Consider the following 22,870-nt stretch of genomic DNA (forward strand, 5'->3'; position numbering starts at 1 on the left):
GCGCTTTTATTTTACCATATCTCTTTTCACTCATGTTTTCTCCAATAAAAAAACCCGCCGAAGCGGGTTCAGTGGTTTGTATTAGAAGATACCGCCTTGTTCGTGCTGATCGCGGGTTTTGCCGATGCCCATTTTACCGAGCACCCAACCGACTGCGAAGCAGACGACGGAGGGAACGAACCAGGTAAAGCCGAATTGACCGAGAGGCAGACCCTTAATCGTTTCAACTAAACTGTCCAATCCAACCATGCCGCCGACGGTTTCGATCACGGCGACGACCAATACGCCGGCTACCATGAGGATAAAAGCCATGTCGTATTGAACGTGTTTTTCAAACATCATGTAAACGACGAGGGCGATAATGACCGGGTAGACGATGGTCAATACCGGGCCTGCCAATGCGATAATGGCATCGACGCCGATTAAGGAAAGTGCAAAACTGATTAAAGTGACGACGATAACGGTGTATTCATATTTGATCTTACCGTCGCTGATGTCGGCAAAGAAGTTGCCGGCTGCAGAAATTAAGCCGACAGCTGTCGTCATACAAGCTAAGGTAACGGCAACGGCAAGGGCAAACTTACCGAAGTTACCGAACAACATGCCGACGAGGCCTACTAAAATTTCTACGCGGGAGTTGTCGGGAGTGTAAATCGCGCTGCCTTGTGCACCTAAATAGGTGAGGCCACCGTATACGAGGGCGAGGGCGACAAAGCAGACGATGCCGACTTTAACAATAAAGGATTTGCGCTCTCTGTCGCTGACTTCGCCATAGCCTTTTCGAACCAAGTCCGCCACGACGATACCGGTAAACAAAGGAGCTGCCAAAGCGTCGAGGGTTTGATAACCTTCATAGAAACCTTTTACGAAAAGGCCGCCTTCGTGGGGCACGGGGACGATTTCGCCGACGGGAGAAATAATCGCTTTGACGATAATAAGCGCGAGGAAAATCAAGAGCGCCGGGGTAATGTATTTCCCGATAATATCGACGACGCCGCTTTCTTTATAGGATAGCGCAAATGCAATAGCAAAGAAGATTAATGATGTAACAAAAATCGGAGCGTTGGGCAGGAAGGGTTGAACACCGACTTCGTGAGTTGTGGCAGCCGTTCTCGGAATGGCAAAGGCCGGCCCGATACAGATAATGGCCACGAGGGATAAAAGTTTAGAGAAGCCGGGACTTACCCGCTTACCTAAGTCGACGGCGCGACCGCCGGCAAATGCCGTAATAAAAACGGTGACAATGGGGATTACCGGGTCGGCAAGCAAAAAGCCCATCATAACGGAGAACCAACCGTCTCCTGATCCGACACCAAGATAAGGTGGGAAGATTAAGTTGCCTGCACCGAAGAAAATAGCAAATAGCGCAAGGCCGCTGACGAAAATATCTTGTGTTTTCTTGTTCACAAAATCATCTCCTTTGAAAAATTTTAAGTATATATTGCCCTTGAACAACATTATACACAAATGGCCTCTATTTTTAAACTAAATCTTTCAATTAAAGAAAAGAGTCTATATTTTATTGTGTATACAAAATTAATTTGGTTCTGTTGTTTCTAAAACTGCATAATTTACATTTAAAGTTCGAAAAATAACGAATATCTCGAAATTTTAAGACATAAATCCTGCGCAATGACATATTCTAACGACAAAAGTTTAAAATAAATGACGGCAACAAAAAAAGCACTTCCGAAGAAATGCTTTTTCTCTGATTAAAATGCCGGTTGGATATCGTGATCATCACGAGTTTTGCCGATGCCCATTTTGCCGAGCACCGTGCCGATAACGGCGAAGACGATGCCGGGAACGAGCCAGCTGAATCCGAAGGTTGCCAGGGGCATCTTGTCGATGAAGCCTGCAATACCTTCAAGGGCGCCGGTATTGGTGTAAATGGTGGAGATGGTAGCTGCCAAGAGAGTACCAACTGCCATGCCGATAATGGTTCCGTCATATTTAAGTTTGCGGTCAAACATCATAATGAGGGACATGGCGATCAATGCCGGATAAGCAATATCCAATACAGGGCCTGCTAATTTAATAATACCTTCTACACCGACGAGGGATAGGGTGAAACTTACGGCGATGCTGACGCAGACGCAAATTTCATATTTCCATTTACCGTGGGATACGGAATTGAAGAAGTTACCTGCCGCAGAGGTTAAGCCTACCGATGTGGTTAAGCATGCCAAGCTGACGGCGATACCGAGGGCCACTTTACCCCAGCTGCCGAGCAAGAGTTCTACGACGCCGACTAAGATATCGACGCGGGTCGCATCTTGGGGGAAGTGTTCGCCGGCTTGTGCGCCGACATAACCGAGACCGCCGTAGATAAGGATAATGAGTACGAGGGCGATAACGGAGACGGCGACGATCATTTGTTGTTTAACATTTTTCGGTGCGTCGCCATAACCTTTGCGAATCAAGTCGCCGGTTACGATGGCCGTACAGAGCAAAGATACCATGGCGTCCATCGTTTGATAACCTTCTTTAACGCCGGTAGTAAAGTGTCCGCCCGGAGCAACCGGAAGAGGTGTGCCGACGGGGGCGACGGCCGCTTTAACGATAATAATACCTAAGAATAATAACAAGACAGGTGTAATGTATTGACCGATAATATCGACAACGCCCGTTTCTTTAATGCACAGGGCGAGGGAAATAAGGAAGAAGCCTCCGGATACGATCCAAATGGGAAGATTCGGGAAGAAAGGTAAAAAGGCTACCTCGTATGTCGTAGCGGCGGTTCTGGGAATCGCGAAAACCGGACCAACACTGATCATGGCCGTAGCGGCTAAAATAAGTGCAAAAGGATAATTGACGCGACGACCGAGGTGGACGGCTTCACCCCCCGCAAAAATCGTTACGAGCAAGGTAATGATAGGTACGATAGGGTCAGTTAATAGGAAGCCGGAAATAACCGCCAACCATTGATCTCCTGCGTGAAAACCGAGAAATGGCGGGAAAATAAGATTGCCTGCGCCGAAGAAAATGGCGAAAAGCGCAAAACCTACTACGATCATATCTTTGATCTTATTATTTTTCATAGATTCTCTCCTTCTGTTTAATACACGATTCATTATACAGAATACTGAAGAAAAACGCTATAAAAATAGAAAATACAATCGAATAATCGAAAATTGCCTCTTTTTTCAACAAATTTTACTCAAAAAATACAAAATTCTAAAAAAACATAGAAAGTTAATTGTTTAGCGACTTTTTGTATTTTATATTTTAAATTTAATATTGTCTATTTTGCCCTTTTTGCTTCTACGCCTTCCCGCGCTACTAAGACGATGGCATCGTGTTCCATTAAGAGTTCGCCGTCTTTATCCCGAATAAAGACATCTAAATGGACGACTCCGTAATCTCCGCCGCTTTTGATTTCGATTTTATCTACGACGAGGGTCGTATAGAGCATAACGTGGGGATAGACGGGTTTTATCCAGCGCAGGTGATCCATGCCGATGCCTGCCACGACGCCGCCTTCATCGAGTTTGGTGTGTACCCATTTCCCCCAGCAGGCGTAAAAGGTATGAAAACCCGAGGCGATAATGCCGCCGAAGCGACTTTTCGCCGCCGCTTCCGGGTCCACGTGTATGGGGCGGGGATCGTGAACTTTGGCAAAGTTAATGATTTCCTGCTCCGTAAATGAAATGGGGCTCAGCTGAAAGGTAAGACCCTCTACATAATCATCTAAATACATAGCTCCTCCTTTTAACGAGACGAGGTAATGGTGCCTCCGCCAATGACTTTATCGCCGTCGTAACAGACGACGGCTTGCCCGGATGCAATGGCGCCGTGGGGCGCGTGGAAGTCGACGGTAATCTTGCCGTCGCCGCGATCCATAAGGGTGGCGGGGGTTTCTTTTCCGTGATACCGGGTTCTCGCCGTAACCTCTATTTTTTCTTGTTGCGGAACGCTGATCCAATTAAAATTTATGGCCTCCAAGCTGTTTTTCTCAAGGCCTTCTTTCGGCCCGACGATGACTTGGTTTTTTTCCATATCCTTATCCAACACATAAATGGGATGGCCTGCCGCCACGCCCAATCCTTTTCTCTGGCCGATAGTATAACCTACGGCACCGTCGTGACGGCCGAGGACGTTTCCCGATCCGTCGACGATGTCTCCTTCGGGGTAGGTCTTATCTTGGAAACGCTCTAAAAATCCCTTGTAGTCTCCGTCGGGTACGAAGCAAATATCTTGGGAATCGTGTTTTTTTGCATTGACGAGACCCGCTTCTTCGGCGATGCGTCGCACTTCTTCTTTTTCAAGTTCACCTAAGGGAAAGAGGGTGTGGGCGAGCTGATCTTGCGTCAAACTGTAGAGGACGTAGGATTGATCTTTTTTCGGATCCGGCCCTTTTAAAAGGGTATAGCGTTTTGTTTCCTCATCATAGCCGATACGGGCGTAGTGGCCCGTGGCGATGTAATCGCAATCTAAATCCTTCGCCCGTTTGTAGAGGTCGTTGAATTTTAAATAGCGATTGCAGTCGATACAGGGATTGGGCGTCCAGCCTTTTTCGTAGTAATCGATAAATTTCTCGATAACTTCTTCTTGGAAACGCTCGGAAAAGTCGTAGACGAAATAATCCATGCCAAGTTTCGCCGCCACCATGCGGGCGTCGTCGATGTCGTCTAAGGAACAGCAAGTATGCCCCGTATGTTGTACCGTTTCGTTTTCGTAAAGTTTCATGGTGACGCCGATACATTCGTGACCCTGTTCTTTTAATAAATAGGCGGCGACGGAACTGTCCACGCCTCCGCTCATGGCTACTAATACGCGACTCACTGTCTCTTCCTTTCTAAAATATCCTTTAGTACTCGCAGGAATGTTGCTACATCCTCTGCGGTGTTTTCCGGCCCGAAGGATATGCGAAGGGGTGCTTTCCCCTTTTCGTCGATTCCCATGGCGGCCAACACGTGGCTCGCCGTGGAAGCGCCGGCTTGACAGGCGCTCCCTCCACTGGCAGCGATGTTTTCTCTATCTAATTGAAATAATAACACATCCCGCTCCATTCCATCGACCATGGCGTGGACGATTCTCGGATCGCCCCCTTCTACTGTTAGATGAACCCCTTCCATGGCCTCCAGTCCTTTTCGACATGCTTCGGACAGGGCGGCCATATGCTGCGATGTGGCTTCCCGTTCTTTTTCGGCCAGCTTTAAAGCTTCCACCATGCCGATAATCGAAGGCACATTTTCCGTGCCGCTGCGCATGCCCCGCTCCTGGCCGCCGCCGAGAGTAAAGGGATGGAGTTGTCCTTTGGCGATTAAAATCCCCACGCCCTTGGGGCCGTAAAATTTATGGCCGCTTATGGCGATAAAATCCCCGGAGTAATCTTTGACGGGCAAATGTCCCGCCGCCTGTACGCCGTCGACGTGAAGAGGTACTTTCCCCTTTAGCCCTTCCCGAATGGCTTCTATAGGTTGTAGGGAGCCTACTTCGTTGTTTATCGCCATAATGCTGACGAGGAAAGTATCGTCGCGTAGGGCATCCAGCACTTGCTCCGCGGAGACGACGCCGTTTTTATCCGGCTTAATGTAGGTTACCTCCACGCCTAAACTTTCGAGATACTTCGCCGTTTCCAAGACCGCCTCATGTTCGATGGCGGTGGTGATCATATGCCCCGGCGAGATCGTTCGATTTTTGTAACTGCTTAAAATCGCCATATTGTCCGCTTCCGTGCCGGAGGAAGTGAAGAAGACTTCCTTCATGGTGACGCCGAAAAGGGTCGCCACCTCGAGCCTTGCGGTTTCCAATGCATTTTTTGCCGCCCGCCCCGCGCCGTGTTGGCTGGAGGGATTGCCGTAGGTTTCGCTGAAATAAGGTAACATGGCGTCCAATGCTTCTCTTCGCAAAGGGCAAGTCGCCGCATGGTCGAGGTAAATCATAAGTCTCCTTTCAATAAAACAGCTTCCCGAAGGAAGCCGTTTCTAGTTACAAGCCGAAGCTTGTTCTTTTATATTTTGAGCAACTCGTCGGCTCTCGTTGATCTTGCGAATGGTTTTTTTATGCACGGCCCTATCCAAAACCCCATCCCTTAAAAGGGAAAGGACGACTTCCGGCGCGTGGAGCACGGCTTCTGCAAAAAACCAAGCCAACGCCATTTGCACGTAGTAGTGATCGCTTTTCACGGTTTTTAAATGGTTCACGGCACCTAAAGTATCTTCTTTCATATGGCGAAGGGCGAGGACAATGCCGAGCCGCGCCACATAGGGCCTGGAATCGTCGCTTAATTCTAAATAATAATCCATAAGGGATGGGGCGCTATAAAAGGATTTGGGATCCAAGCTGTCCACCACCGCCCAATTATCTAAGTAGGGCAAAAATTCCAGAAGGGCATGTAGCGCCTCGTCTCGATTCAGAGAATTAATGACAAAATCGTGGAGCATATCCTCTTCGAAATAAACATGGGGCAGCTCACGTAGATATTCTTTCGGCAGCTCGTTTGCAATTTGACGCAATATCGGCACTTTTACCCCTACAATACGCTCAGGATCTACTGTGGGCAAAAGCTTGCCCATAAATTTCCTATGGCGCTCCGTGCCCACTTCCATTAATTTTGCGCGTAGATTCTCCATTAGGAGGCGGCCTTGTAAATGACGTAAAGTAAGACGAGAAGTACTAAAATCACCCAAAGGATTTTGTTGGATTTCGTTTCTCGGCGAGGCGCCGATGGTGCCGAAGGTTTTTGAGTTTCAATCGCCGGTTTTACCTCGGGCTTTACTTCCGGCTTTTCCTTTGCCTTTTCGATTGTTACGTCGACTTTTTCAGCTTTCGGTTTTTCCGCTACAGGCTTTTCGTCAATTTTTTCAGCTTCTTCAACGGGCTTTTGTTGCACTTTTTCCTTTACACTCTCTTTTGGAAGAATGACCTCTTCCTTTTTAGGTTTCGGCTGTTTTTTCGCCTTTTTTTCGGGAAGACGGCCGGCGGCGCGATCCTCATCTTTTTTCGCCTTGCGACGTTTCCGCTTCATGGCTTGTTTTTTTCTGGGATCATCTTCCAAAGAAGGCATGAGGTCTTCCGGCTTGATCTCTTTCTTTTCGTGCTTTTTCTTTTCTTTGGGAGCGGGTTTTGCTTCAGGACGCGGTTCCTTCACTTCCACCGGATCCGCTTTTTCTTCCTCTTGCGGCTTTACCTCTTCTTCTTCAACTTCTGTCGCTGCAGCTTCTTCAAGAGATTCCGAAGAAGGTGTTTCCTCTACTCTATGCGCTTCTTCACCCGTCGAGGCGCCACTATCGACGACCTCGACCTCTTCACAAACAACTTCTTTGGCGGGCTTAGCCTCTGCCACCGGGGAATCTTCCTCTTTTTCCCCTAAGTGATAGACCAAAGGTGTGCCACAGGATGTACAAAATTTTCCTCCTAAAGGATTTTCGTTACCACAATACCGACATTTCATAGAAGAGACCCCCTTGTCATTTCATTACGGGAATGTATACCCTTTTACAATAGGATACCACGATCTCCGGTCTATTTGTTAACTTTTTACTGTTCTTCAGACTTTCGTAAAAATTTCGGTAAGGGCAGTTGTGCCAACAAAATGGCGACAAACATGAGGGCGCAACCGATCCATTCTCTCGATGTAATAAGTTCTCCCAATATGAAAATGCCGCCTAGAAGTCCGAAAATCGATTCCGAACTCATTAAAAGGCTTACAGTCGTCGGTTCGCTATACCTTTGGGCGATGATCTGGAGTGTAAAGCCTACACCGCTGGATAAAAAGCCCAGGTATAAAATGGAGGGCAGGGCGCCTATATAATCGCCGAAAAGGGAGGCTCCCGTCGGCAGGACATAGAAAAAGGACATGATCCCCGCCACGAAAAATTGAATACAGCTCATGGCCACGCCGTCAACATTGGCGCTGAAATGATCCACCACTAAAATGTGAACGGCAAAACCGACGGCCGATAAAAAGACGAGAGCATCCCCCGTGTTGACAGAAAAGCCCGTGTCTTTTTTGACGCTTATAAAATAAAGGCCTACGCAGGCGATAATAACGGATACCCACATTTTTTTCGGCACTTTATGGCCGAGTACCGTGCCGCCGATGGGCACGAGGATAATGTAGAGAGCGGTAATAAAACTTCCCTTTCCCGCCGTGGTAAATTGCAAGCCGTATTGTTGCAGCGCCATGGCCACACTTAAGGCGATGCCGCAGCAAATGCCCCCGACAATGGTGGCACGTAAATCCGTTCCCACATGTCGAATATTGGGGAAAAATAATAAAATCACCATAAGGAAACATCCCGCCACAAAATTCCTGTGCATATTCAGGGCGAAGGCGTGAATGTGTTCCATTCCCGATACTTGAGCTACGAAGGCAAGTCCCCAAATAATGGCGACGAGCAACATTAAAAAATTCGCACGTGTACGATTCATTCCATCTGTCCTTTTCTATTCATTGTAAGTTTTTCTCGTGGCGTGCATGGTGAAAATCGATTGAAAACACAGCGCGCCCTTTTGATAAAATAACACCTCGACGGTTATATTCGTCTTTCCGTTTTTGCCGATAAAGGCCTCCACTTCCACATCTCCTTCGTAAAGGGGCTTGTGGTAAAAGCAACTGGCGTCTTTTGTAACGACGATTCCCTCACGATCACACACAATGGCGGCGATCACATCGGCCATGCCGAAGTGGATCATGCCCTGGCAGGTACCGATGGAATTCAGAGCGCCGTCCCATACGTTCCAGCGCGCTGTAAGCCGCTCTTTATTCTGTTCTATAATTTCCAGTTTGGAATCCTTAATTAAACGTAGATCCAAACCGTCGTCGATCCGTCGGTAACTCGCCATTATAATGTCCCCTTCATTTTCGCCATATCGAAAAAGCCTTTCATACAGACTTTTTCATCTTGAATAAGTTCCACTTCCATTAAAGAGGTAAAGCTTCCCTTCCGTTTAAAACGGCACATAACATCGACATCGCCGATGACCAGTGAATGATAGTAAAAATAGCGCACGCTTTTTGTGAGCACGTGCAATGTGCGGTAACCTAAGGTGGCGCACATGGCGTCGGCTACGGAAAAAGAGGCGCCGCCGTGTACGATGCCCGCCGGATTCAGATCGCTCGTTTCCACATGCCAAAGGGCGTGCACGAGATCGTCTGTATACTCCTTTAACTCCAAATTAAATTGAGAGGAAAAGCCGTCGTAAATTTTGTCGGGTATTTTTAAAGTGTCGTCCATAATACCTCCTATATAAAGCGCAGCTGGCGGCCTACATCGTCGATTAAGCCGGAGACACTGAGTCCCAGCAGACGAAGTTTTTCGCCACTGTAAAGTTCGTCGAAGAGCATGCGGGCAATGTCGTAAAGATCTTCCCCGCTTTCCACAGGATCGCCAAAAGTTCTGGAGCGCGTATGGGTATGGAAATCGAAGGTCTTCATTTTGACGGTAACCGTATAGCCCGTAATGCCTTTTTTCTCCATTTCCATGGCGGTTTTTTGCGCTTCCTCGCGAAGAAGTTCGTCGAAAAATGCGCGGTTGCGCGTCTCCTTAAAAGTTTCCTCGCCGCCGATGGATTTTCGTTTTCGCTCCGTCTCCACCTTCCGCCGATCCACGCCCCGTATGCGTTCGTAAAGTTCAATGCCCGATTTTCCGAATTTATCTTCCAAAAATGAGGGTTCCAACACCAGGAGATCTTCCCCGGTGCGAATGCCCAAGCGGGCCAGTCGTTTTTCCGTCTTGTCGCCGATGCCGTGGATTTTCGAAATGGGAAGGGATTTTAAAATCTCCAACGCTTCCTCTTTTCGGATGATGGTAAAACCCCTCGGTTTTTGGAAATCCGATGCGATTTTCGCCAAAAATTTATTATAGGATAAGCCGCAGCTTATGGAAAGCCCCGTTTCATCCATAATACGCTTCTGCATCTCCTTTGCCACCGCCACCGGATGTTTGGCGGCCGTTAAATCCACATAGGCCTCGTCAATGGAAACCTGCTCCACGGGAAAGCCGTAGGAGCGAATAAGTCCGAAAACCTCACGGCTCTTTTCGCTGTAAACGCCTTTTCGCGTCGGCACGACGATAAGATGGGGACAAAGACTTTTTGCCATAAACATGGGCATGGCGGAATGTACGCCGTATTTTCTCGCCTCGTAACTGGCCGTGGTGACGATCCCCGAGGGATTGCGCCCTCCTACAGCCACAGGTTTTCCTTTTAAGGCGGGGTTTAGTAATATTTCAACCGATGCGAAAAACGCATCCATATCCATATGTAATATTGCAGCCATTTCATCACCTTATCAACTATATCAAATATTAAGAAAAAACGTAAATCCACCTTTTTCCCCCACAATAGATTACAATAAGAGGAGGAGGAATTATGAAACAAAAAATTGCTTTATTCGATTTCGACAGAACGGTAATCTCTAAAGATTCCATTCTTATTCTATATGATAAAACCTGCAAAAAAATACCCGGCTTTCGCAGCAAGCTCTACGGAAATTTAATTAAAGGCACCTTTTCCCGCAACGGAAAAAAACTGAAAACCGCGGTAAAAGAAGAATTTCTGAGCATGCTCGCCTATTATAGCGACGAAGAACTTCGAAAATTCGTTCACGAAGACGTCATGGCCTACGCTTTTAAAGAAGCTGTCGACGAAATTCATCGCTTAAAAGAAGAAGGCTATTACATTATGCTCGTCTCCGCATCGGTGGAAAATTACCTCGTCTACGTAAAAGACTGTTTGCCCTTCGATCACATTATCGGCACGGTAATCGACGAAGATTATAAACTCGTTGGCGAAAATAATCGCCACGAACAAAAGGTGAGCAATATTTTAGCCCATTTGCAGGAAAAAAATATGGTCATCGATTACGACAACAGCCTTTCTTACAGCGATTCCCTTTCCGCCGATCGCCCCATGATGGAGTTAACGAAAAGCCGCTACCTCATTAACAACCCCATTAAAGCCCAAGGCTACGATCATCTTCACTGGACCGATCCCCGAAAATAATCGCCTCGCAATCAATCTCCCAGACGGGAGATTTTTTTATCCTCTTTTACATTATAGAATATGATGCTTTAAATCAAACCGATGAATACAAATCCTTGTGACATAAACAGAAGATCGCACCTTCTTCAAAGGATCCTTTTTTATAAAAGTTCATTCGATTAAAAAACATTCCAAACGGGTATTTACCAATTATACGGAACTTAAAAGCGAAATTGTTCCCAAAGGATATGAATACTATGGCGTCGTGCCATTAAAATATTGACAGAAAAAAGGGGTAGAGGAGTCACTGTGAGCACGTTAATTTATTACGGAATTGAAAATGAAGAGCGGCAAACGAAATTACTTGAAACCGCAGATAAACTGCAAGTAGAAAAAAGAGAGGTTCTTCCGGAAGAGTTAGGGGAATTTCTTGGCTATTTAGCCGGTCTTGAAGGCTACGACAAGACGGGAAATCAAGAAGAAGCCGTAGCGGAAGAGCTTCTCGTTTTTGTGGATTTTTCATCTGAATTACTACAAAAATTCCTCTTGGATCTTCGAGAAAAAGGGGAAATTTTTCCCCACAAAGCGGCCATGACCGAAACCACAAAAGATTGGACCTTCGGCCATTTGGTGCGCCATATTCAAAATGAAAATGCCGTGGTAACGGCGTGGGCGGAAATGCTCCCCATTATAAAAAACAGTTTGGAAAAACAAAAAGTTTCCCCGACGGCAGAAAGAGCCGAGGCCATCGAGTGGTCTAAAAATCTCCGGGAAAAAGGCGAAGACCTTACGGAAGAAGATGTACGGGAAGCGATTCGCCGCTTAAAGGATGTAGACTAATTTATAATTCTAAACGCGAAAAAATCCCCATAACGGGGATTTTTTTATGTCTATTCTAAGGCGCCGCCGCAACTGGATCCGGCACCGGCCGTGCAGCCGTAGCAATAGTTTCGCCAAGTAATGGGGCGATTTAAATCATCTGCCGCCACCACCTCGTCAATAGTTTGGTAGGTTTTAGGAAGGACTCTTTCCGCTAAATGGAAGTCGCAATCGAAAATATTGCCTTTCGGATTGACGGAAATTTGAAAACGGCACATTAAATTTTCTACCGTGTCATCGTTAAAATTCGTTTCGAGAAGTTCCATATAATCTTTTTCCAAGCCCTCTTCTTTCAGTTTATCTCTGAAAAAGCCGATGGGCATATTGGTAATGGTGAAAAGATCGGAGAACGTGACGTCGTGTTCCGCCAAGTGATCTTTATAATCTTGTTCAAGTCCCTTTTGAGGGCCGGGCAAAAAGGCGCCCAGAGGATTGTAAACCAGGGAAAGCTCTCTATCTTTTCCGTACCCCATATGATTTAAAAGTCTTAAATTAGGCATAATCTTTTTAAACGTTCCCGTGCCCCTTTGAGAATCTACATTTTCTTCCGTATAGCAGGGCAAGGATACGACAACATGCATATTTAATTTATCGATTAATTCTAAAAGTTCCTTGTGCTCCGAAAGATCTACGGCATTGGTACGCAAAATAATTTTATCGACATACGGGCTCGCCTCTTTAATAAATTCCACTAAATGAGGATGGGTCGTGGGCTCGCCGCCGGTAATGTCCAATGTATGGAAATTGTGCTTTTTCAGCGCTTCGATGCACTTATCCATGGTTTCCTTTGTCATTTCCTTGTAGTCGCTGTTCTTCATAATATGGCAGTGTTCGCATCTTAAATTACATTTTCCCGTAATGTTCGCTTGAAAAATGCCGACACCGTCGGTGGATTGAAATTCTTCCTTTACGCGTTCTTTAAAATCCATAAAAACCTCCCTATATTCTGATGTCATCATATCACAGAGAAGTTTTAGATAGTTGTCATTCCAATAGTATTGATATTTTCTATAATCGAATTGACATACGGGTAATTTCCTATATAAAAAAGATCCCCGAAGGGATCTTTCATTCATCATAATAAGCTCACGAGTCTATAATGTCCTTTTTCGAACCATCGAAAGAGCCGTCCAGCAGCGCTTTTATTTTTTGTATATCCTGTTGAAGGGTTCGCTGAGAGGCTTCCAAATAGCCGATGGTATCCTCGCTCGAAGTTCCGGACATAGATCGTACGAGCGCATGTGTATAGCGACTTTCGGCTAAGCGCATAGCTTCTTCCATACGCTTAAATTTTCGAATTTGCCGCTTATCCATTAATCTCTGAAACTGCGGGTGCTGCGAGGTAAGTAGTAGTCGCGATCTAAATCTTCAGCTACATGTTCCAATACACCGTCGTCCATAGCTTCCAATACTTCTTTGAAAACGTCCAACTGCTCCTCGGTTACTTTTCCCTTTAAGCAGGTAAGAATATCGTCGACATAGCGATAATTGACCTGATAGTATCGCTTAAACTTTTCGGTTACAAACAAGTGGACTTGTCGACGGTCTTTTTGACTACGCACTTTTTCAACATGGCCTTTTTTTACAAGATTGTTTACTTTGTACGCTGCATTCGGTTGGCTTACGCGGATAAACCGCGCCAATTGATTAACCGTAGGTCCTTGCAAAGCAAAAATAGCCTCGGCACAAAATTTCTCCATGACAGTTAACGGTTCTTCACTACTGTCATTGTTGCGATACAAATTTTGATAAAAATTCAATTTATATTTTAAGTAAATCGAGTTCATCACGTCGGATAACGATCTGTTTTTATCTTCCATAGTCACCTCCACAAATATCCTATATCAGTCATTTGCTCAATTAAAACAATGTAATTTACCATTAATAAATTAAACATAAAAGAACAATGCCACCATGTGGAATTGCTCTTTTTAACTTTAAACATGGGGTAATGTTTTTTTATGTAATGGCGGAGCTGAGAGGAATCGAACCCCCGGCACGTGCCTTAGGAGGGCACTGCTCTATCCTACTGAGCTACAGCTCCCTACGAACAGTATACACACATTCACATATGTTTTCAATGTACTTTAACAACCATTAGATTCCCTTATGCTTTTCCTCCAATGCGATTAAACCAATACGATCTTCGTTTATGCTCTCGATTTGATAAATGTAATAATCATCTTCTACAACGCCGCCTTTTTGTAGGGATTGATGATCCTCCTCAAATAGGGCACGCACATGTTCGCCAATCGTATTTTTATTTGTTTCGATATCCTGAACTAAATGCTCATTGACGCTGCGAATATTCGTAGTCGAATCGAAAATGGCGATTCCCGCATTGGCTAAAATTTTGTGCAACGTAAAGTATTTACGCACGATAAATAAAATGGCAATAGCGGCAACGCCTATAAAAAGGGACATGGTGTCGCTTCCGTAGACGAGCATTTTCCGCGCCACAACCATGGTCATAATGTAGATGATCTGGTATTCTTCGTGGGAAATCAGCATGGCGACAAATTCAAGGCCGATGACCATTAAAAGAACGTGACTTAAAAAAGCTTGGTAAAGGTCGTAACTATAGCTTCTGCCGCTTACGACAATCGCCGTCATGTACTTAATCAGGTCGGGAATGGAAATAATGATGCCGATAATAATTAAAATGGACATGCAAATTTCCAACACGTAAAGGAGTTTTTGTAAACGTACGACGTTTTTCTTTCGATTCATTATATTTCTCCGGATCTTTCGATTTCTTTACGCATTTTTTCGAGAATTTTCTTTTCGATACGGCTAACGGTCATTTGAGAAATACCGAGTTTTTCGGCGATGGAAACCTGTGTCTTGCGGTATTGATAGCGATCGATGAGGATGGTTTTTTCAACATCGTTGAATTTTTCCATTGTACGTTGAATAAAGTCATTTAATTCAACTTTATTAAAATATTCCTCTTCGACGCCGATGCGATCCCCTCGGGTAAGATCGCGATCTTCTCCCCCGGAATCAAAGGTCATATCTAAACTTTCAGGGGTATAAACTTTCGATGCCTCCATTACTTCCAAAACCTCGGCAGTGGTAATGTCCAAATGCTTGGCAATTTCCTGAATGGTCGGCGTACGCTGGTTTTTCTGACCCAGAGCCAGCTTCGTGTCGTTTATTTTTTTGGAAAGTTCCTGAATGCGGCGCGGTACGCGAATCGTCCACCCTTTATCGCGGAAATGTTTTTTGATCTCCCCGATAATGGTCGGCGTCGCAAAAGACGAAAATTCAAAGCCTTTAGAAGGATCGAAACGCTCCACGGCATAAATTAAACCGATGGATGCGACTTGGAAAATATCATCGTAATCGATGCCTTTTCCCGTATATTTCTTCGCCAAAATTTCGGCGATATATAAGTGCTCCTCGATTAAAATATCCCGAATTTCCTTATCGCCGGTTTCAGCATATTCTGCAAATAACGCTCTTCGCTCTTCCTTGGAAAGCGGCTTGTCCATGCTGTCATAGGCTTGTCTGTCCATGCTAAACTCCGAAATTTTTGTAAACGATGATCTTATCCTCGTCAAAAGTAAGTTCGTCGGCTAAGGATTCGATGATCATTTCCGTAATTTGAAGGGCTTCGTCGGAATCGACACGCTCTTTACGAACCCCCGACACGCTAAAGCGAATGCCGTCGTCTTCAGGCATTAAGACGATATCGATAGCTTCCGTTTCGCCGATTTCAAAGGAAAGATTACAACTTTCGGTGAGCAACAAGCGGATATCGGAAAGAGTATCCATGTCGATATCCACACCCACACAAATACCTGAAGCCGCCAAACGGGCGAGGGATAAATAACGGGGTTTTGCAGGAAGGGTCAGATAGACTTTATCATCCATTAGGCCTCTCCTTGTAAAATAAACAGCTTATCGAGCTTGGTAATCGTAAACAGTTTTTTTACATTAGGCTGTAAATCCGCCAATGTAATAGTATGGCTGTTTTGTTTTACCGCGTTCATTAAGTGGATAAAACCGCCAAGACCGGTGGAATCGATGTAATTTAAATTTTTAGCATCGATAAGAATATCTTTAGGATCTTCTTCGTAGGCTCGAAGCGCCTCTTCTTTAAACTTCGGCGTATAGTACATATCCATTTCGCCGCTTAAAATAAGGAGCAGCTTGTCGCCACTATTTTTTGTTTCCAGTTCAAACATTAGCGCCTCCTGTTTCCGGGTAGGTATAGTATACATTAATTGTATTAATTTATCTATCCTAATCTATTCTTCTCCAACATATTCCGCCACGGCGACGATGGTGCTGTCTTTAATGTTCATCAGTTTGACACCGCTCGTAGCCCGTCCTAAGGACGAGATGGATTCGGCGAGCAGACGAATAATGGACCCGTCTTCTGTAATCATCATCACTTGATCGCTGTCGTTCAGCGCCTTTGCCGCCACGACATCGCCGGTTTTTTCCTTAATGCGATAGGTAATGAGCCCCTTACCGCCGCGGTTTTGGGTGCTGTATTCATCCATAACCGTACGTTTGCCGTACCCTTTTTCACTCACAATAGCGAGTGTACTGCCGTCCCTTACGCCGGCAAAACTTACCACTTCGTCGTCTTTGCCAAGGCGAATGCCGATAACGCCCATGGCGGTGCGGCCTTGGGCACGAATATCCTCTTCTTTTAAACGCAAGGACATACCTTTTTTCGTGACGATAATTAATTCTTCATCACCTTTGGTTTGGCGTCCGCCGATGACTTCGTCGCCTTCTCTCAATGTCATGGCGATAAGGCCGTTTTTACGAATATTTTCGTATTCTTCCATTTTGGTGCGCTTAATATAGCCATCTTTTGTGAGAAGTACTAAATGATCGTTATCGTGTACTTCGGAAATGGGAATAATGGTTTGAATTTTCTCATTTTCTTCTAAAGGCAGAAGATTGACGATGGCCATGCCCTTGGCATTGCGACCTGCCGCAGGAATTTCATAAGCTAATTTTTTATAGACTCTTCCCTTATCGGTAAAGAACAAAATAGTGTCAAGCGTCGTGGTGATAAAGAGACTGGTCACGAAATCATCGGATTTTTTATTGAGGGCGCTGATACCTTGGCCACCGCGATGTTGAGGTTTATAAGTTCCCTCGGGCATGCGTTTAATGTAGCCGGAATTCGTCAACGTCACGACGATTTCTTCGTCTTCGATGAGATCGATATCGTCTACATCGCCGTCAGATTTCGTAATCACCGTGCGGCGAAGATCGCCGTATTTTTCTTTGATCTCTAATAACTCACCTTTAATCGTATTATCCAATACTTGAGGATCCGCTAAAATAGCTTCCAATTGTTCGATGAGAAGGAGAAGTTCTTCGTGCTCTTCGTTGAGTTTTTCAACTTGCAAGCCGCTTAAGCGCTTAATGCGCATATCTAAGATCGCTTGACCTTGAACATCTGTCAAACCGAAGCGTTCGGTAAATTTCGCCTTAATTTCTTCATCGGTACGGTAACTTTTAACGATTTCGATAATTTCATCAATATGATCGATGGCGAGTTTCAAACCTTCGATAATGTGTACTCTCGCCTTCGCCTTGTCCAAATCGAAGACAGTACGGCGGGTTACCACATCCCGTTGATGTTTAACATAGTAGTGAAGAAGCTCTTTTAAGCTTAATTCTTTCGGAACGCCGTCGACGAGGGCGAGATTGATAATCCCGAAAGTAATTTGCAGTTGGGTTTCTTTATAGAGCTGATTTAAAACCACATTGGGATTGCTGTCGCGCTTAAGTTCGATAACAAGACGCACGCCGCGGCGGTTGGATTCGTCGCGAATATCGGAGATGCCGTTGATTTTTTTATCTTTAACCAATTCGGCAATTTTTTCTACGACACGGGCCTTATTGACTTGATAAGGAACTTCGGTAACGACAATTTGATGTTTGTTGCGAATAGGTTCAATTTCCGCGCGAGCCCGCACTTTAATTTTTCCCCGACCGGTTTTATAAGCTTCTTTTATACCTTCGCGACCCATAATAAAGGCGCCGGTTGGAAAATCGGGTCCTTTAATGTGGGTCATTAATTCCTCAAGTGTAATGTCCGGATTATCCATATAGGCGATCACGCCGTCGATGGATTCGTTCATATTGTGAGGCGGCATATTTGTCGCCATCCCGACAGCGATCCCCGCCGAACCGTTTACGAGAAGATTGGGAAATCTTGACGGCAACACGGCAGGTTCCATAAGTTCTTCGTCAAAGTTCGGAACAAAATCCACCGTGTCCTTATTCAGATCCCTGAGCATTTCCATGGCGAGTTTGGACATGCGCACCTCGGTATACCGCATGGCGGCGGCGCTGTCCCCGTCCATGGAACCGAAGTTCCCCTGGCCGTCGGCTAAAGGATAGCGAATGTTAAAATCCTGTGCCAAACGAACGGTAGCTTCGTAAATTGAAGAGTCGCCGTGAGGGTGATACTTACCCATTACATCCCCGACGAGACGAGCACTTTTACGGTGCGGCTTGTCGGGAGTCAATCCTTGTTGTTGCATACCATAGAGAATACGGCGATGAACGGGCTTTAAGCCGTCGCGCACATCGGGAAGGGCCCGGGCGACGATGACGCTCATGGAGTATTCCAGATAGGCTTTTTTCATGGCATTTTCTAAAACGACATCTTGTATTCCGTGTTGATTTGCAAATTTAGCCACTGTTTCCTCCTAAGCGTCTATATTTTCCGCATACACTGCGTTTTCTTCAATGAATTCACGACGAGGCGCCACTTCCTGCCCCATGAGCATGGAAAAAACTTCATCGGCAGCTTGTGCATCTTCCACTTCCACACGGAGCAATACTCTGTGTTCAGGATTCATCGTAGTCTCCCAAAGCTCTTCGGCATTCATTTCACCGAGACCTTTGTATCGACCGATTTTTAAATTATTATTTCGACCTAAACGATCCATAGCTTCTTGCAGCTCGTCTTCGTTATAGCAGTATTCGAGGACTTTCGATCCGCGCTTAATACCGTAAAGCGGAGGTCTGGCCACAAAGACATGGCCTTCTTCGATAAGTTCCGGTAAATGACGGAAGAAGAAAGTTAAAAGCAATGTTTGAATGTGGGCGCCGTCGACGTCGGCATCGGTCATAATAATGATTTTGCCGTAACGTAATTTTTCGATATCGAATTCTTTATCGACGCCGGTTCCGAAAGCGGTGATCATGGCGCGAATTTCATTGGAATTTAGCACTTTATCCATTCGTGCCTTTTCCACATTCATAATTTTACCGCGAAGAGGCAAAATAGCCTGATAACTGCTGTCTCTTCCGCCTTTGGCACTGCCGCCGGCGGAGTCCCCTTCCACCAGGAAAATTTCGGTGACTTCATTATCGTTGCTTTGGCAGTCGAAGAGTTTACCGGGAAGAGGGGTATTGTCTAAAATCGAGCGTTTACGGGTTAAATCCCTGGCTTTTCGAGCAGCTTCTCTTGCGCGGCGCGCGGAGAGAGCTTTTGTTAAAATAATCTTTCCGATTTTCGGATTTTCCTCCAAGAATGTAGAGAGATTATTATTGACGACCCTTTCGACGATGGAGCGTGTTTCGGAATTGCCGAGTTTCGCCTTGGTTTGTCCTTCAAATTGAGGATCGGGAAGTTTAACGCTGATAACCGCACTAATTCCCTCCCGCACATCTTCTCCGGAAAGATTTTCTTCCTTTTCCTTAATGTAATTATATTTTCTGCCGTATTCGTTAATGCTCTTCGTTAAAGCACTTCTAAAGCCGGAAAGATGAGTTCCCCCTTCTTCCGTATTAATATTATTGGCAAAGGTTAGAACCGTCTCACGATAACCGTCGGTATACTGAATGGCGATTTCCACGTCCGTTTCCTCTTCGATTTCGTCGATGTAGAGAATTTTATCGTGAATAGGCTTTTTATTGCGATTAATGTATTCCACATAAGACTGAATGCCGCCTTTGTAGTGGTAAATTTCTTTAAACTCTTTGTCCGGTCTGTGATCGATAAATTCGATATAGGCACCTTTATTTAAAAAGGCCATTTCGCGGAAACGACGGGCTAAGGTTTCTCTGCTGAATTCTAGGGTTTCGGTAAAAATTTCTTCATCGGGCCAGAAAGTAATGGTGGTCCCTGTGTCCTTTACGTTTTCCTCCACCACTTCCAATGTGGAAGTGGGAATTCCGCGAGAAAAACTTTGTTCAAAGGCTTTTCCTTCACGCTTCACGTGGGCTATTAATTTCTTGGAAAGAGCGTTGACGACAGAAACGCCGACGCCGTGAAGACCGCCCGATACTTTATAGGCGTCGCTGTTAAATTTACCGCCGGCATGAAGGATGGTTAAGACCGTTTCGACCGTACTCTTTTTCGTCTGCGGATGAATATCGACGGGAATCCCGCTGCCGTTATCCGATACGCTGACCGATCCGTCTTCGTGCAATTCGACGATTACCTGATCGCATCGTCCCGCCAAAATTTCGTCGATGGAGTTATCGACAACTTCATAGACTAAGTGATGAAGACCTTTCGCACCGGTAGAGCCTATGTACATCCCCGGGCGCTTTCGCACCGGTTCCAGACCTGTTAATACCTGAATATTACTGGAATTATATTCATTTTCCTTAACCATAAAACCTCCTCATAACCGTGAGTCTTATTTATTTAAATCGATAGCCGTCGACTTTTCTTTTAAACTCCCTATTTCCTCTGCCGATGTTATAAAACATTGGCCTTTAATTTCCGATAAAAGTACATCGCGCCGCATCTCGTCGAGTTCCGACAAAACATCATCCAATAAGACCACGGGATCGCTTCCTAAAAAATCGCCTATTCGCTCAATCTCTAAACACTTTAGAGCTAAAACAATGCTTCGTATTTGTCCGGTAGAGGCATATTTTTTTGCCTCCACTCCGTCTAATAAAAATGAAAGATCATCTAAATGGGGGCCAATCCCCGTCCTTCCCCGTTCGCGATCCGACTCTCTGGATAATTTTAAACTTTCGTAGAATTCTTCCTCCAGTGCCTCGATGCGCGTGACGGGAAATGAAGCCTTATAGCGCACTTCTAAACTTTCCCGATCACCGGATATCGCTTCATAATATTTGGATACGCCGGGTGCCATACGCTTTAAAAACTTTAATCGCTCTTTTAATAAAACCGCCGCATAAGTGGATAATCGCCGATCATACACATCTAATAAAGACGGTTCTTTTAATTTTCTAAGTACATAATTCCGCTGATAAAGAACGTGATAATAACCGCTGTAACTTTCGTCATAAGCAGGTGATGTCATGCGAAGCATTTCGTCTAAAAAATTACGACGCCCGGAAGGGGAACCCTGAACCATCTGAAGATGTTTAGGTTCAAAAACCACTACACCTAATCCCCGGCCATAGTCTTTAGCACGTTTAATGGGATTGTTGTCTCGCAAATAATATTTTCCGTCATCTTTAATCGTAAGCTGTAGCTTGTGGTCAAATGTATCGATGTGAATTGTCGAAGCGAGATAGCTGTATTCCGCGCCGAAGGTAATCACTTCTTTTAAGGCATGGGTTCTGAAACTGCGACCGGTCATGGCGACGTAGATGCCCTCTAAAAAATTAGTTTTTCCAAGACCATTTGGTCCGATTAAGCGGTACATGTCCTCGCCGAAGGTCATGGATAGGTGGTCGTGGTTTCGAAAACTCACCAAATCCAGTGTTTTAACAAACATGCATACCTCCTGCAGACCTTGTATTCCTCTAGTATAGTACAAATGTTCGATTTATAAAAGACCGGAGGTTATTCCTTTTCCACGGTTTCCTTCATCCCCATCATTTCAACTTCATCGCCGGGATAGAGTTTTCGTCCTCTTCGCGTTTCCCGCTCTCCGTTTACAAAGACGATGCCGTCGCCGATAACGGTTTTCGCCATGCCGCCGGAATCAACCCATGACAGTAGTTTTAAAAAGCTGTCCAGTTTAATAAATTCCGTTTTTATGATCATAGATTGGCCAACCTTACAGGTAAAACGAGATAGAGATAGTCTTCTCCGTCTGTAGGGGTAATGATGCAGGGATTGACGGCATCGGTAAAGCCCATTTTAATCGTGTCATCTTCTATGACGCGAATACCTTCAAGTAAGTAGCGGGCGTTAAAAGCGATGGTAAGATCTTTTCCGGTTTTTTCCGCTTTTACCGTCTCGTGTACTTTTCCTACTTCGGAATTGGAAAGAATTTCAATAACGTCGTCGTGAATATCCAATTTTACGAGGCCGTTGCGTTCTTTCCCCGTCATCAAACTGGCCCGTTCCAAGGCGGAGATAAAGGGTTTACGTTCGACTAAAAGCTCCATATCGTGTGTTTTGCGAACCAAGCTGTCGTATTGGAAAAATTCGCCGTTTAATAGTTTGGTGAAAAACTTTGTATCGTCGAATTGAATCAATATGTGATTATTCCCGATTTCGAGAACGAATGTCTTGTTTTCATCAATAAGTTTTGAAATTTCAGAGACGCTTCGCGCAGGGAGAATTAAATCCCGAACGACTTCTTGTTCCCCTTTTATTTTACTCATGGCCATTCGATAGCCGTCCAAAGCGACGAAGGTGATGCCGTCTTGTTTAACATCCAATAAAACACCGGTCAAGACGATGCGCATATCATCGTTACTCGTAGCAAACTGTGTTTCTTTAAACGCTTTTAAAAGAGATTCCCCTGTAACGACGATTTTTTCACTGCCGCCAAGTTCCGGTAATTGTGGATATTCGTCGGGATTTTGACCCATAATTTCAAAATTCGTTTGCTCACAGTTAAGGGAAAGTTTTTGTCCTTCGCTTTCCATGTGTACCATAGCGGAAGGAAGTTTGCGCACAATATCGCCGAATAAAGAAGCATTTAAAACAATACTTCCTTCTTCTTCAACTAAGCAGGCATGTCGAGATTCCATAGAGATTTCGGTATCTGTCGCCCGTAGAATTAATTGGCCGTCTTTTGCTTCCATGTAAATGCCTTCTAATATTTGCATATTCGTTTTGGAAGAAATAGCTCGCAATACCATGGAGACAGTCGATACAAGAGCTGATTTATCGATTTGAATTTTCAAT

Annotated in this window: 25 protein-coding genes and 1 tRNA gene; 2 read left to right on the forward strand and 24 right to left on the reverse strand. The window is 45.1% G+C overall.

Going from position 1 to position 22,870, the window contains the following annotated elements; all coding sequences use genetic code 11:
* Positions 1-81: 81 nt before the first annotated feature.
* The 11 genes from brnQ (HMPREF1863_RS01310) to HMPREF1863_RS01360 all read right to left on the reverse strand — a co-directional run bounded on the left by brnQ (HMPREF1863_RS01310) (position 82) and on the right by HMPREF1863_RS01360 (position 10,228).
* Positions 82-1,407, reverse strand: a complete 1,326-nt coding sequence (gene brnQ, locus HMPREF1863_RS01310) for a branched-chain amino acid transport system II carrier protein (RefSeq protein WP_068366597.1) — start codon at positions 1,405-1,407, stop codon at positions 82-84.
* Between the two features lie 305 nt (positions 1,408-1,712).
* On the reverse strand, positions 1,713-3,041 hold the full coding sequence (brnQ, locus tag HMPREF1863_RS01315; protein ID WP_068366600.1) for a branched-chain amino acid transport system II carrier protein: 1,329 nt from the start codon (positions 3,039-3,041) through the stop codon (positions 1,713-1,715).
* A gap of 203 nt (positions 3,042-3,244) precedes the next feature.
* Positions 3,245-3,700: a MaoC/PaaZ C-terminal domain-containing protein gene (locus HMPREF1863_RS01320; protein WP_068366602.1), complete on the reverse strand. Its 456-nt coding sequence runs from the start codon at positions 3,698-3,700 to the stop codon at positions 3,245-3,247.
* Positions 3,701-3,711: 11 nt separating this feature from the next.
* On the reverse strand, positions 3,712-4,785 hold the full coding sequence (gene mnmA / locus HMPREF1863_RS01325; protein ID WP_068366605.1) for a tRNA 2-thiouridine(34) synthase MnmA: 1,074 nt from the start codon (positions 4,783-4,785) through the stop codon (positions 3,712-3,714).
* Positions 4,782-5,888 carry a cysteine desulfurase family protein gene (locus tag HMPREF1863_RS01330; RefSeq protein WP_068366609.1) on the reverse strand — a complete coding sequence of 369 codons (1,107 nt, stop codon included), beginning with the start codon at positions 5,886-5,888 and terminating at the stop codon, positions 4,782-4,784. The genes mnmA and HMPREF1863_RS01330 overlap by 4 nt, the downstream gene beginning before the upstream one ends.
* A gap of 42 nt (positions 5,889-5,930) precedes the next feature.
* Positions 5,931-6,578, reverse strand: a complete 648-nt coding sequence (locus tag HMPREF1863_RS01335) for a DNA alkylation repair protein (RefSeq protein WP_068366612.1) — start codon at positions 6,576-6,578, stop codon at positions 5,931-5,933.
* Positions 6,578-7,399, reverse strand: coding sequence for a zinc ribbon domain-containing protein (locus HMPREF1863_RS01340; protein WP_157065055.1), 822 nt, complete (start codon positions 7,397-7,399; stop codon positions 6,578-6,580). The genes HMPREF1863_RS01335 and HMPREF1863_RS01340 overlap by 1 nt, the downstream gene beginning before the upstream one ends.
* An 86-nt stretch (positions 7,400-7,485) precedes the next feature.
* Positions 7,486-8,379 (reverse strand): DMT family transporter, encoded by an 894-nt coding sequence (locus tag HMPREF1863_RS01345; protein WP_068366618.1) that lies wholly within the window; start codon positions 8,377-8,379, stop codon positions 7,486-7,488.
* 15 nt (positions 8,380-8,394) lie between these two features.
* On the reverse strand, positions 8,395-8,793 hold the full coding sequence (locus tag HMPREF1863_RS01350) for a PaaI family thioesterase (protein ID WP_068366621.1): 399 nt from the start codon (positions 8,791-8,793) through the stop codon (positions 8,395-8,397).
* Entirely contained in the window at positions 8,793-9,185 is a 393-nt protein-coding gene (locus HMPREF1863_RS01355; protein WP_068366624.1) for a PaaI family thioesterase, read from the reverse strand. The genes HMPREF1863_RS01350 and HMPREF1863_RS01355 overlap by 1 nt, the downstream gene beginning before the upstream one ends.
* Positions 9,186-9,193: 8 nt before the next feature.
* Positions 9,194-10,228 (reverse strand): DNA polymerase IV, encoded by a 1,035-nt coding sequence (locus HMPREF1863_RS01360; protein WP_068366627.1) that lies wholly within the window; start codon positions 10,226-10,228, stop codon positions 9,194-9,196.
* Between the two features lie 92 nt (positions 10,229-10,320).
* Here HMPREF1863_RS01360 and HMPREF1863_RS01365 point away from each other — a divergent pair, with 92 nt between their 5' ends.
* Positions 10,321-10,953, forward strand: a complete 633-nt coding sequence (locus tag HMPREF1863_RS01365) for an HAD family hydrolase (RefSeq protein WP_068366630.1) — start codon at positions 10,321-10,323, stop codon at positions 10,951-10,953.
* 288 nt (positions 10,954-11,241) lie between these two features.
* Entirely contained in the window at positions 11,242-11,772 is a 531-nt protein-coding gene (locus tag HMPREF1863_RS01370; protein WP_068366633.1) for a DUF3783 domain-containing protein, read from the forward strand.
* Positions 11,773-11,822: 50 nt separating this feature from the next.
* Here HMPREF1863_RS01370 and arsS read toward each other — a convergent pair whose 3' ends face one another.
* The 13 genes from arsS to dnaN form a co-directional block, all read right to left on the reverse strand.
* Positions 11,823-12,740 (reverse strand): arsenosugar biosynthesis radical SAM (seleno)protein ArsS, encoded by a 918-nt coding sequence (gene arsS / locus HMPREF1863_RS01375; protein WP_068366637.1) that lies wholly within the window; start codon positions 12,738-12,740, stop codon positions 11,823-11,825.
* A gap of 157 nt (positions 12,741-12,897) precedes the next feature.
* Complete coding sequence (locus tag HMPREF1863_RS01380) at positions 12,898-13,125, reverse strand: hypothetical protein (RefSeq protein ID WP_068366641.1); 228 nt, start codon at positions 13,123-13,125, stop codon at positions 12,898-12,900.
* Entirely contained in the window at positions 13,125-13,631 is a 507-nt protein-coding gene (locus HMPREF1863_RS01385) for a MarR family winged helix-turn-helix transcriptional regulator (protein WP_068366644.1), read from the reverse strand. Before HMPREF1863_RS01385 ends, HMPREF1863_RS01380 begins: the two co-directional genes overlap by 1 nt.
* A 147-nt stretch (positions 13,632-13,778) precedes the next feature.
* Positions 13,779-13,855: transfer RNA gene (locus tag HMPREF1863_RS01390), tRNA-Arg, on the reverse strand.
* Between the two features lie 53 nt (positions 13,856-13,908).
* Complete coding sequence (locus HMPREF1863_RS01395) at positions 13,909-14,541, reverse strand: hypothetical protein (protein ID WP_068366647.1); 633 nt, start codon at positions 14,539-14,541, stop codon at positions 13,909-13,911.
* The gene (locus tag HMPREF1863_RS01400) at positions 14,541-15,329 is read right to left on the reverse strand and encodes a SigB/SigF/SigG family RNA polymerase sigma factor (protein ID WP_068366650.1); all 789 of its coding nucleotides are present in this window, start codon (positions 15,327-15,329) and stop codon (positions 14,541-14,543) included. Before HMPREF1863_RS01400 ends, HMPREF1863_RS01395 begins: the two co-directional genes overlap by 1 nt.
* A gap of 1 nt (position 15,330) precedes the next feature.
* Complete coding sequence (locus tag HMPREF1863_RS01405) at positions 15,331-15,687, reverse strand: ATP-binding protein (protein WP_068366653.1); 357 nt, start codon at positions 15,685-15,687, stop codon at positions 15,331-15,333.
* Complete coding sequence (locus HMPREF1863_RS01410) at positions 15,687-16,001, reverse strand: STAS domain-containing protein (RefSeq protein ID WP_068366656.1); 315 nt, start codon at positions 15,999-16,001, stop codon at positions 15,687-15,689. The genes HMPREF1863_RS01405 and HMPREF1863_RS01410 overlap by 1 nt, the downstream gene beginning before the upstream one ends.
* A 63-nt stretch (positions 16,002-16,064) precedes the next feature.
* Positions 16,065-18,491: a DNA gyrase subunit A gene (gene gyrA / locus HMPREF1863_RS01415; protein WP_083508463.1), complete on the reverse strand. Its 2,427-nt coding sequence runs from the start codon at positions 18,489-18,491 to the stop codon at positions 16,065-16,067.
* A gap of 9 nt (positions 18,492-18,500) precedes the next feature.
* On the reverse strand, positions 18,501-20,420 hold the full coding sequence (gene gyrB, locus HMPREF1863_RS01420) for a DNA topoisomerase (ATP-hydrolyzing) subunit B (protein WP_068366659.1): 1,920 nt from the start codon (positions 20,418-20,420) through the stop codon (positions 18,501-18,503).
* A 24-nt stretch (positions 20,421-20,444) separates the two neighbouring features.
* Positions 20,445-21,503 (reverse strand): DNA replication/repair protein RecF, encoded by a 1,059-nt coding sequence (gene recF / locus HMPREF1863_RS01425; protein ID WP_068366662.1) that lies wholly within the window; start codon positions 21,501-21,503, stop codon positions 20,445-20,447.
* 68 nt (positions 21,504-21,571) lie between these two features.
* The gene (gene yaaA, locus HMPREF1863_RS01430) at positions 21,572-21,775 is read right to left on the reverse strand and encodes a S4 domain-containing protein YaaA (RefSeq protein ID WP_068366666.1); all 204 of its coding nucleotides are present in this window, start codon (positions 21,773-21,775) and stop codon (positions 21,572-21,574) included.
* Positions 21,772-22,869 carry a DNA polymerase III subunit beta gene (gene dnaN, locus HMPREF1863_RS01435; protein ID WP_068366670.1) on the reverse strand — a complete coding sequence of 366 codons (1,098 nt, stop codon included), beginning with the start codon at positions 22,867-22,869 and terminating at the stop codon, positions 21,772-21,774. Before dnaN ends, yaaA begins: the two co-directional genes overlap by 4 nt.
* Between the last annotated feature and the right edge of the window lies 1 nt (position 22,870).

This window comes from Aedoeadaptatus coxii, assembly GCF_001553115.1.
Lineage (GTDB): Bacteria > Bacillota > Clostridia > Tissierellales > Peptoniphilaceae > Aedoeadaptatus > Aedoeadaptatus coxii.

What these genes read in the sequence shown, in the direction of transcription:
- brnQ (WP_068366600.1), bottom strand. Translation starts at nt 3,041, where the DNA reads ATGAAAAATAATAAGATCAAAGATATGATCGTAGTAGGTTTTGCGCTT.
- HMPREF1863_RS01385 (WP_068366644.1), bottom strand. Translation starts at nt 13,631, where the DNA reads ATGGAAGATAAAAACAGATCGTTATCCGACGTGATGAACTCGATTTAC.
- HMPREF1863_RS01340 (WP_157065055.1), bottom strand. Translation starts at nt 7,399, where the DNA reads ATGAAATGTCGGTATTGTGGTAACGAAAATCCTTTAGGAGGAAAATTT.
- yaaA (WP_068366666.1), bottom strand. Translation starts at nt 21,775, where the DNA reads ATGATCATAAAAACGGAATTTATTAAACTGGACAGCTTTTTAAAACTA.
- HMPREF1863_RS01410 (WP_068366656.1), bottom strand. Translation starts at nt 16,001, where the DNA reads ATGTTTGAACTGGAAACAAAAAATAGTGGCGACAAGCTGCTCCTTATT.
- HMPREF1863_RS01335 (WP_068366612.1), bottom strand. Translation starts at nt 6,578, where the DNA reads ATGGAGAATCTACGCGCAAAATTAATGGAAGTGGGCACGGAGCGCCAT.
- HMPREF1863_RS01365 (WP_068366630.1), top strand. Translation starts at nt 10,321, where the DNA reads ATGAAACAAAAAATTGCTTTATTCGATTTCGACAGAACGGTAATCTCT.
- HMPREF1863_RS01345 (WP_068366618.1), bottom strand. Translation starts at nt 8,379, where the DNA reads ATGAATCGTACACGTGCGAATTTTTTAATGTTGCTCGTCGCCATTATT.
- recF (WP_068366662.1), bottom strand. Translation starts at nt 21,503, where the DNA reads ATGTTTGTTAAAACACTGGATTTGGTGAGTTTTCGAAACCACGACCAC.
- HMPREF1863_RS01360 (WP_068366627.1), bottom strand. Translation starts at nt 10,228, where the DNA reads ATGGCTGCAATATTACATATGGATATGGATGCGTTTTTCGCATCGGTT.
- HMPREF1863_RS01330 (WP_068366609.1), bottom strand. Translation starts at nt 5,888, where the DNA reads ATGATTTACCTCGACCATGCGGCGACTTGCCCTTTGCGAAGAGAAGCA.
- gyrB (WP_068366659.1), bottom strand. Translation starts at nt 20,420, where the DNA reads ATGGTTAAGGAAAATGAATATAATTCCAGTAATATTCAGGTATTAACA.
- HMPREF1863_RS01405 (WP_068366653.1), bottom strand. Translation starts at nt 15,687, where the DNA reads ATGGATGATAAAGTCTATCTGACCCTTCCTGCAAAACCCCGTTATTTA.
- HMPREF1863_RS01355 (WP_068366624.1), bottom strand. Translation starts at nt 9,185, where the DNA reads ATGGACGACACTTTAAAAATACCCGACAAAATTTACGACGGCTTTTCC.
- HMPREF1863_RS01350 (WP_068366621.1), bottom strand. Translation starts at nt 8,793, where the DNA reads ATGGCGAGTTACCGACGGATCGACGACGGTTTGGATCTACGTTTAATT.
- HMPREF1863_RS01400 (WP_068366650.1), bottom strand. Translation starts at nt 15,329, where the DNA reads ATGGACAGACAAGCCTATGACAGCATGGACAAGCCGCTTTCCAAGGAA.
- HMPREF1863_RS01380 (WP_068366641.1), bottom strand. Translation starts at nt 13,125, where the DNA reads ATGGATAAGCGGCAAATTCGAAAATTTAAGCGTATGGAAGAAGCTATG.
- HMPREF1863_RS01395 (WP_068366647.1), bottom strand. Translation starts at nt 14,541, where the DNA reads ATGAATCGAAAGAAAAACGTCGTACGTTTACAAAAACTCCTTTACGTG.
- HMPREF1863_RS01320 (WP_068366602.1), bottom strand. Translation starts at nt 3,700, where the DNA reads ATGTATTTAGATGATTATGTAGAGGGTCTTACCTTTCAGCTGAGCCCC.
- arsS (WP_068366637.1), bottom strand. Translation starts at nt 12,740, where the DNA reads ATGGATTTTAAAGAACGCGTAAAGGAAGAATTTCAATCCACCGACGGT.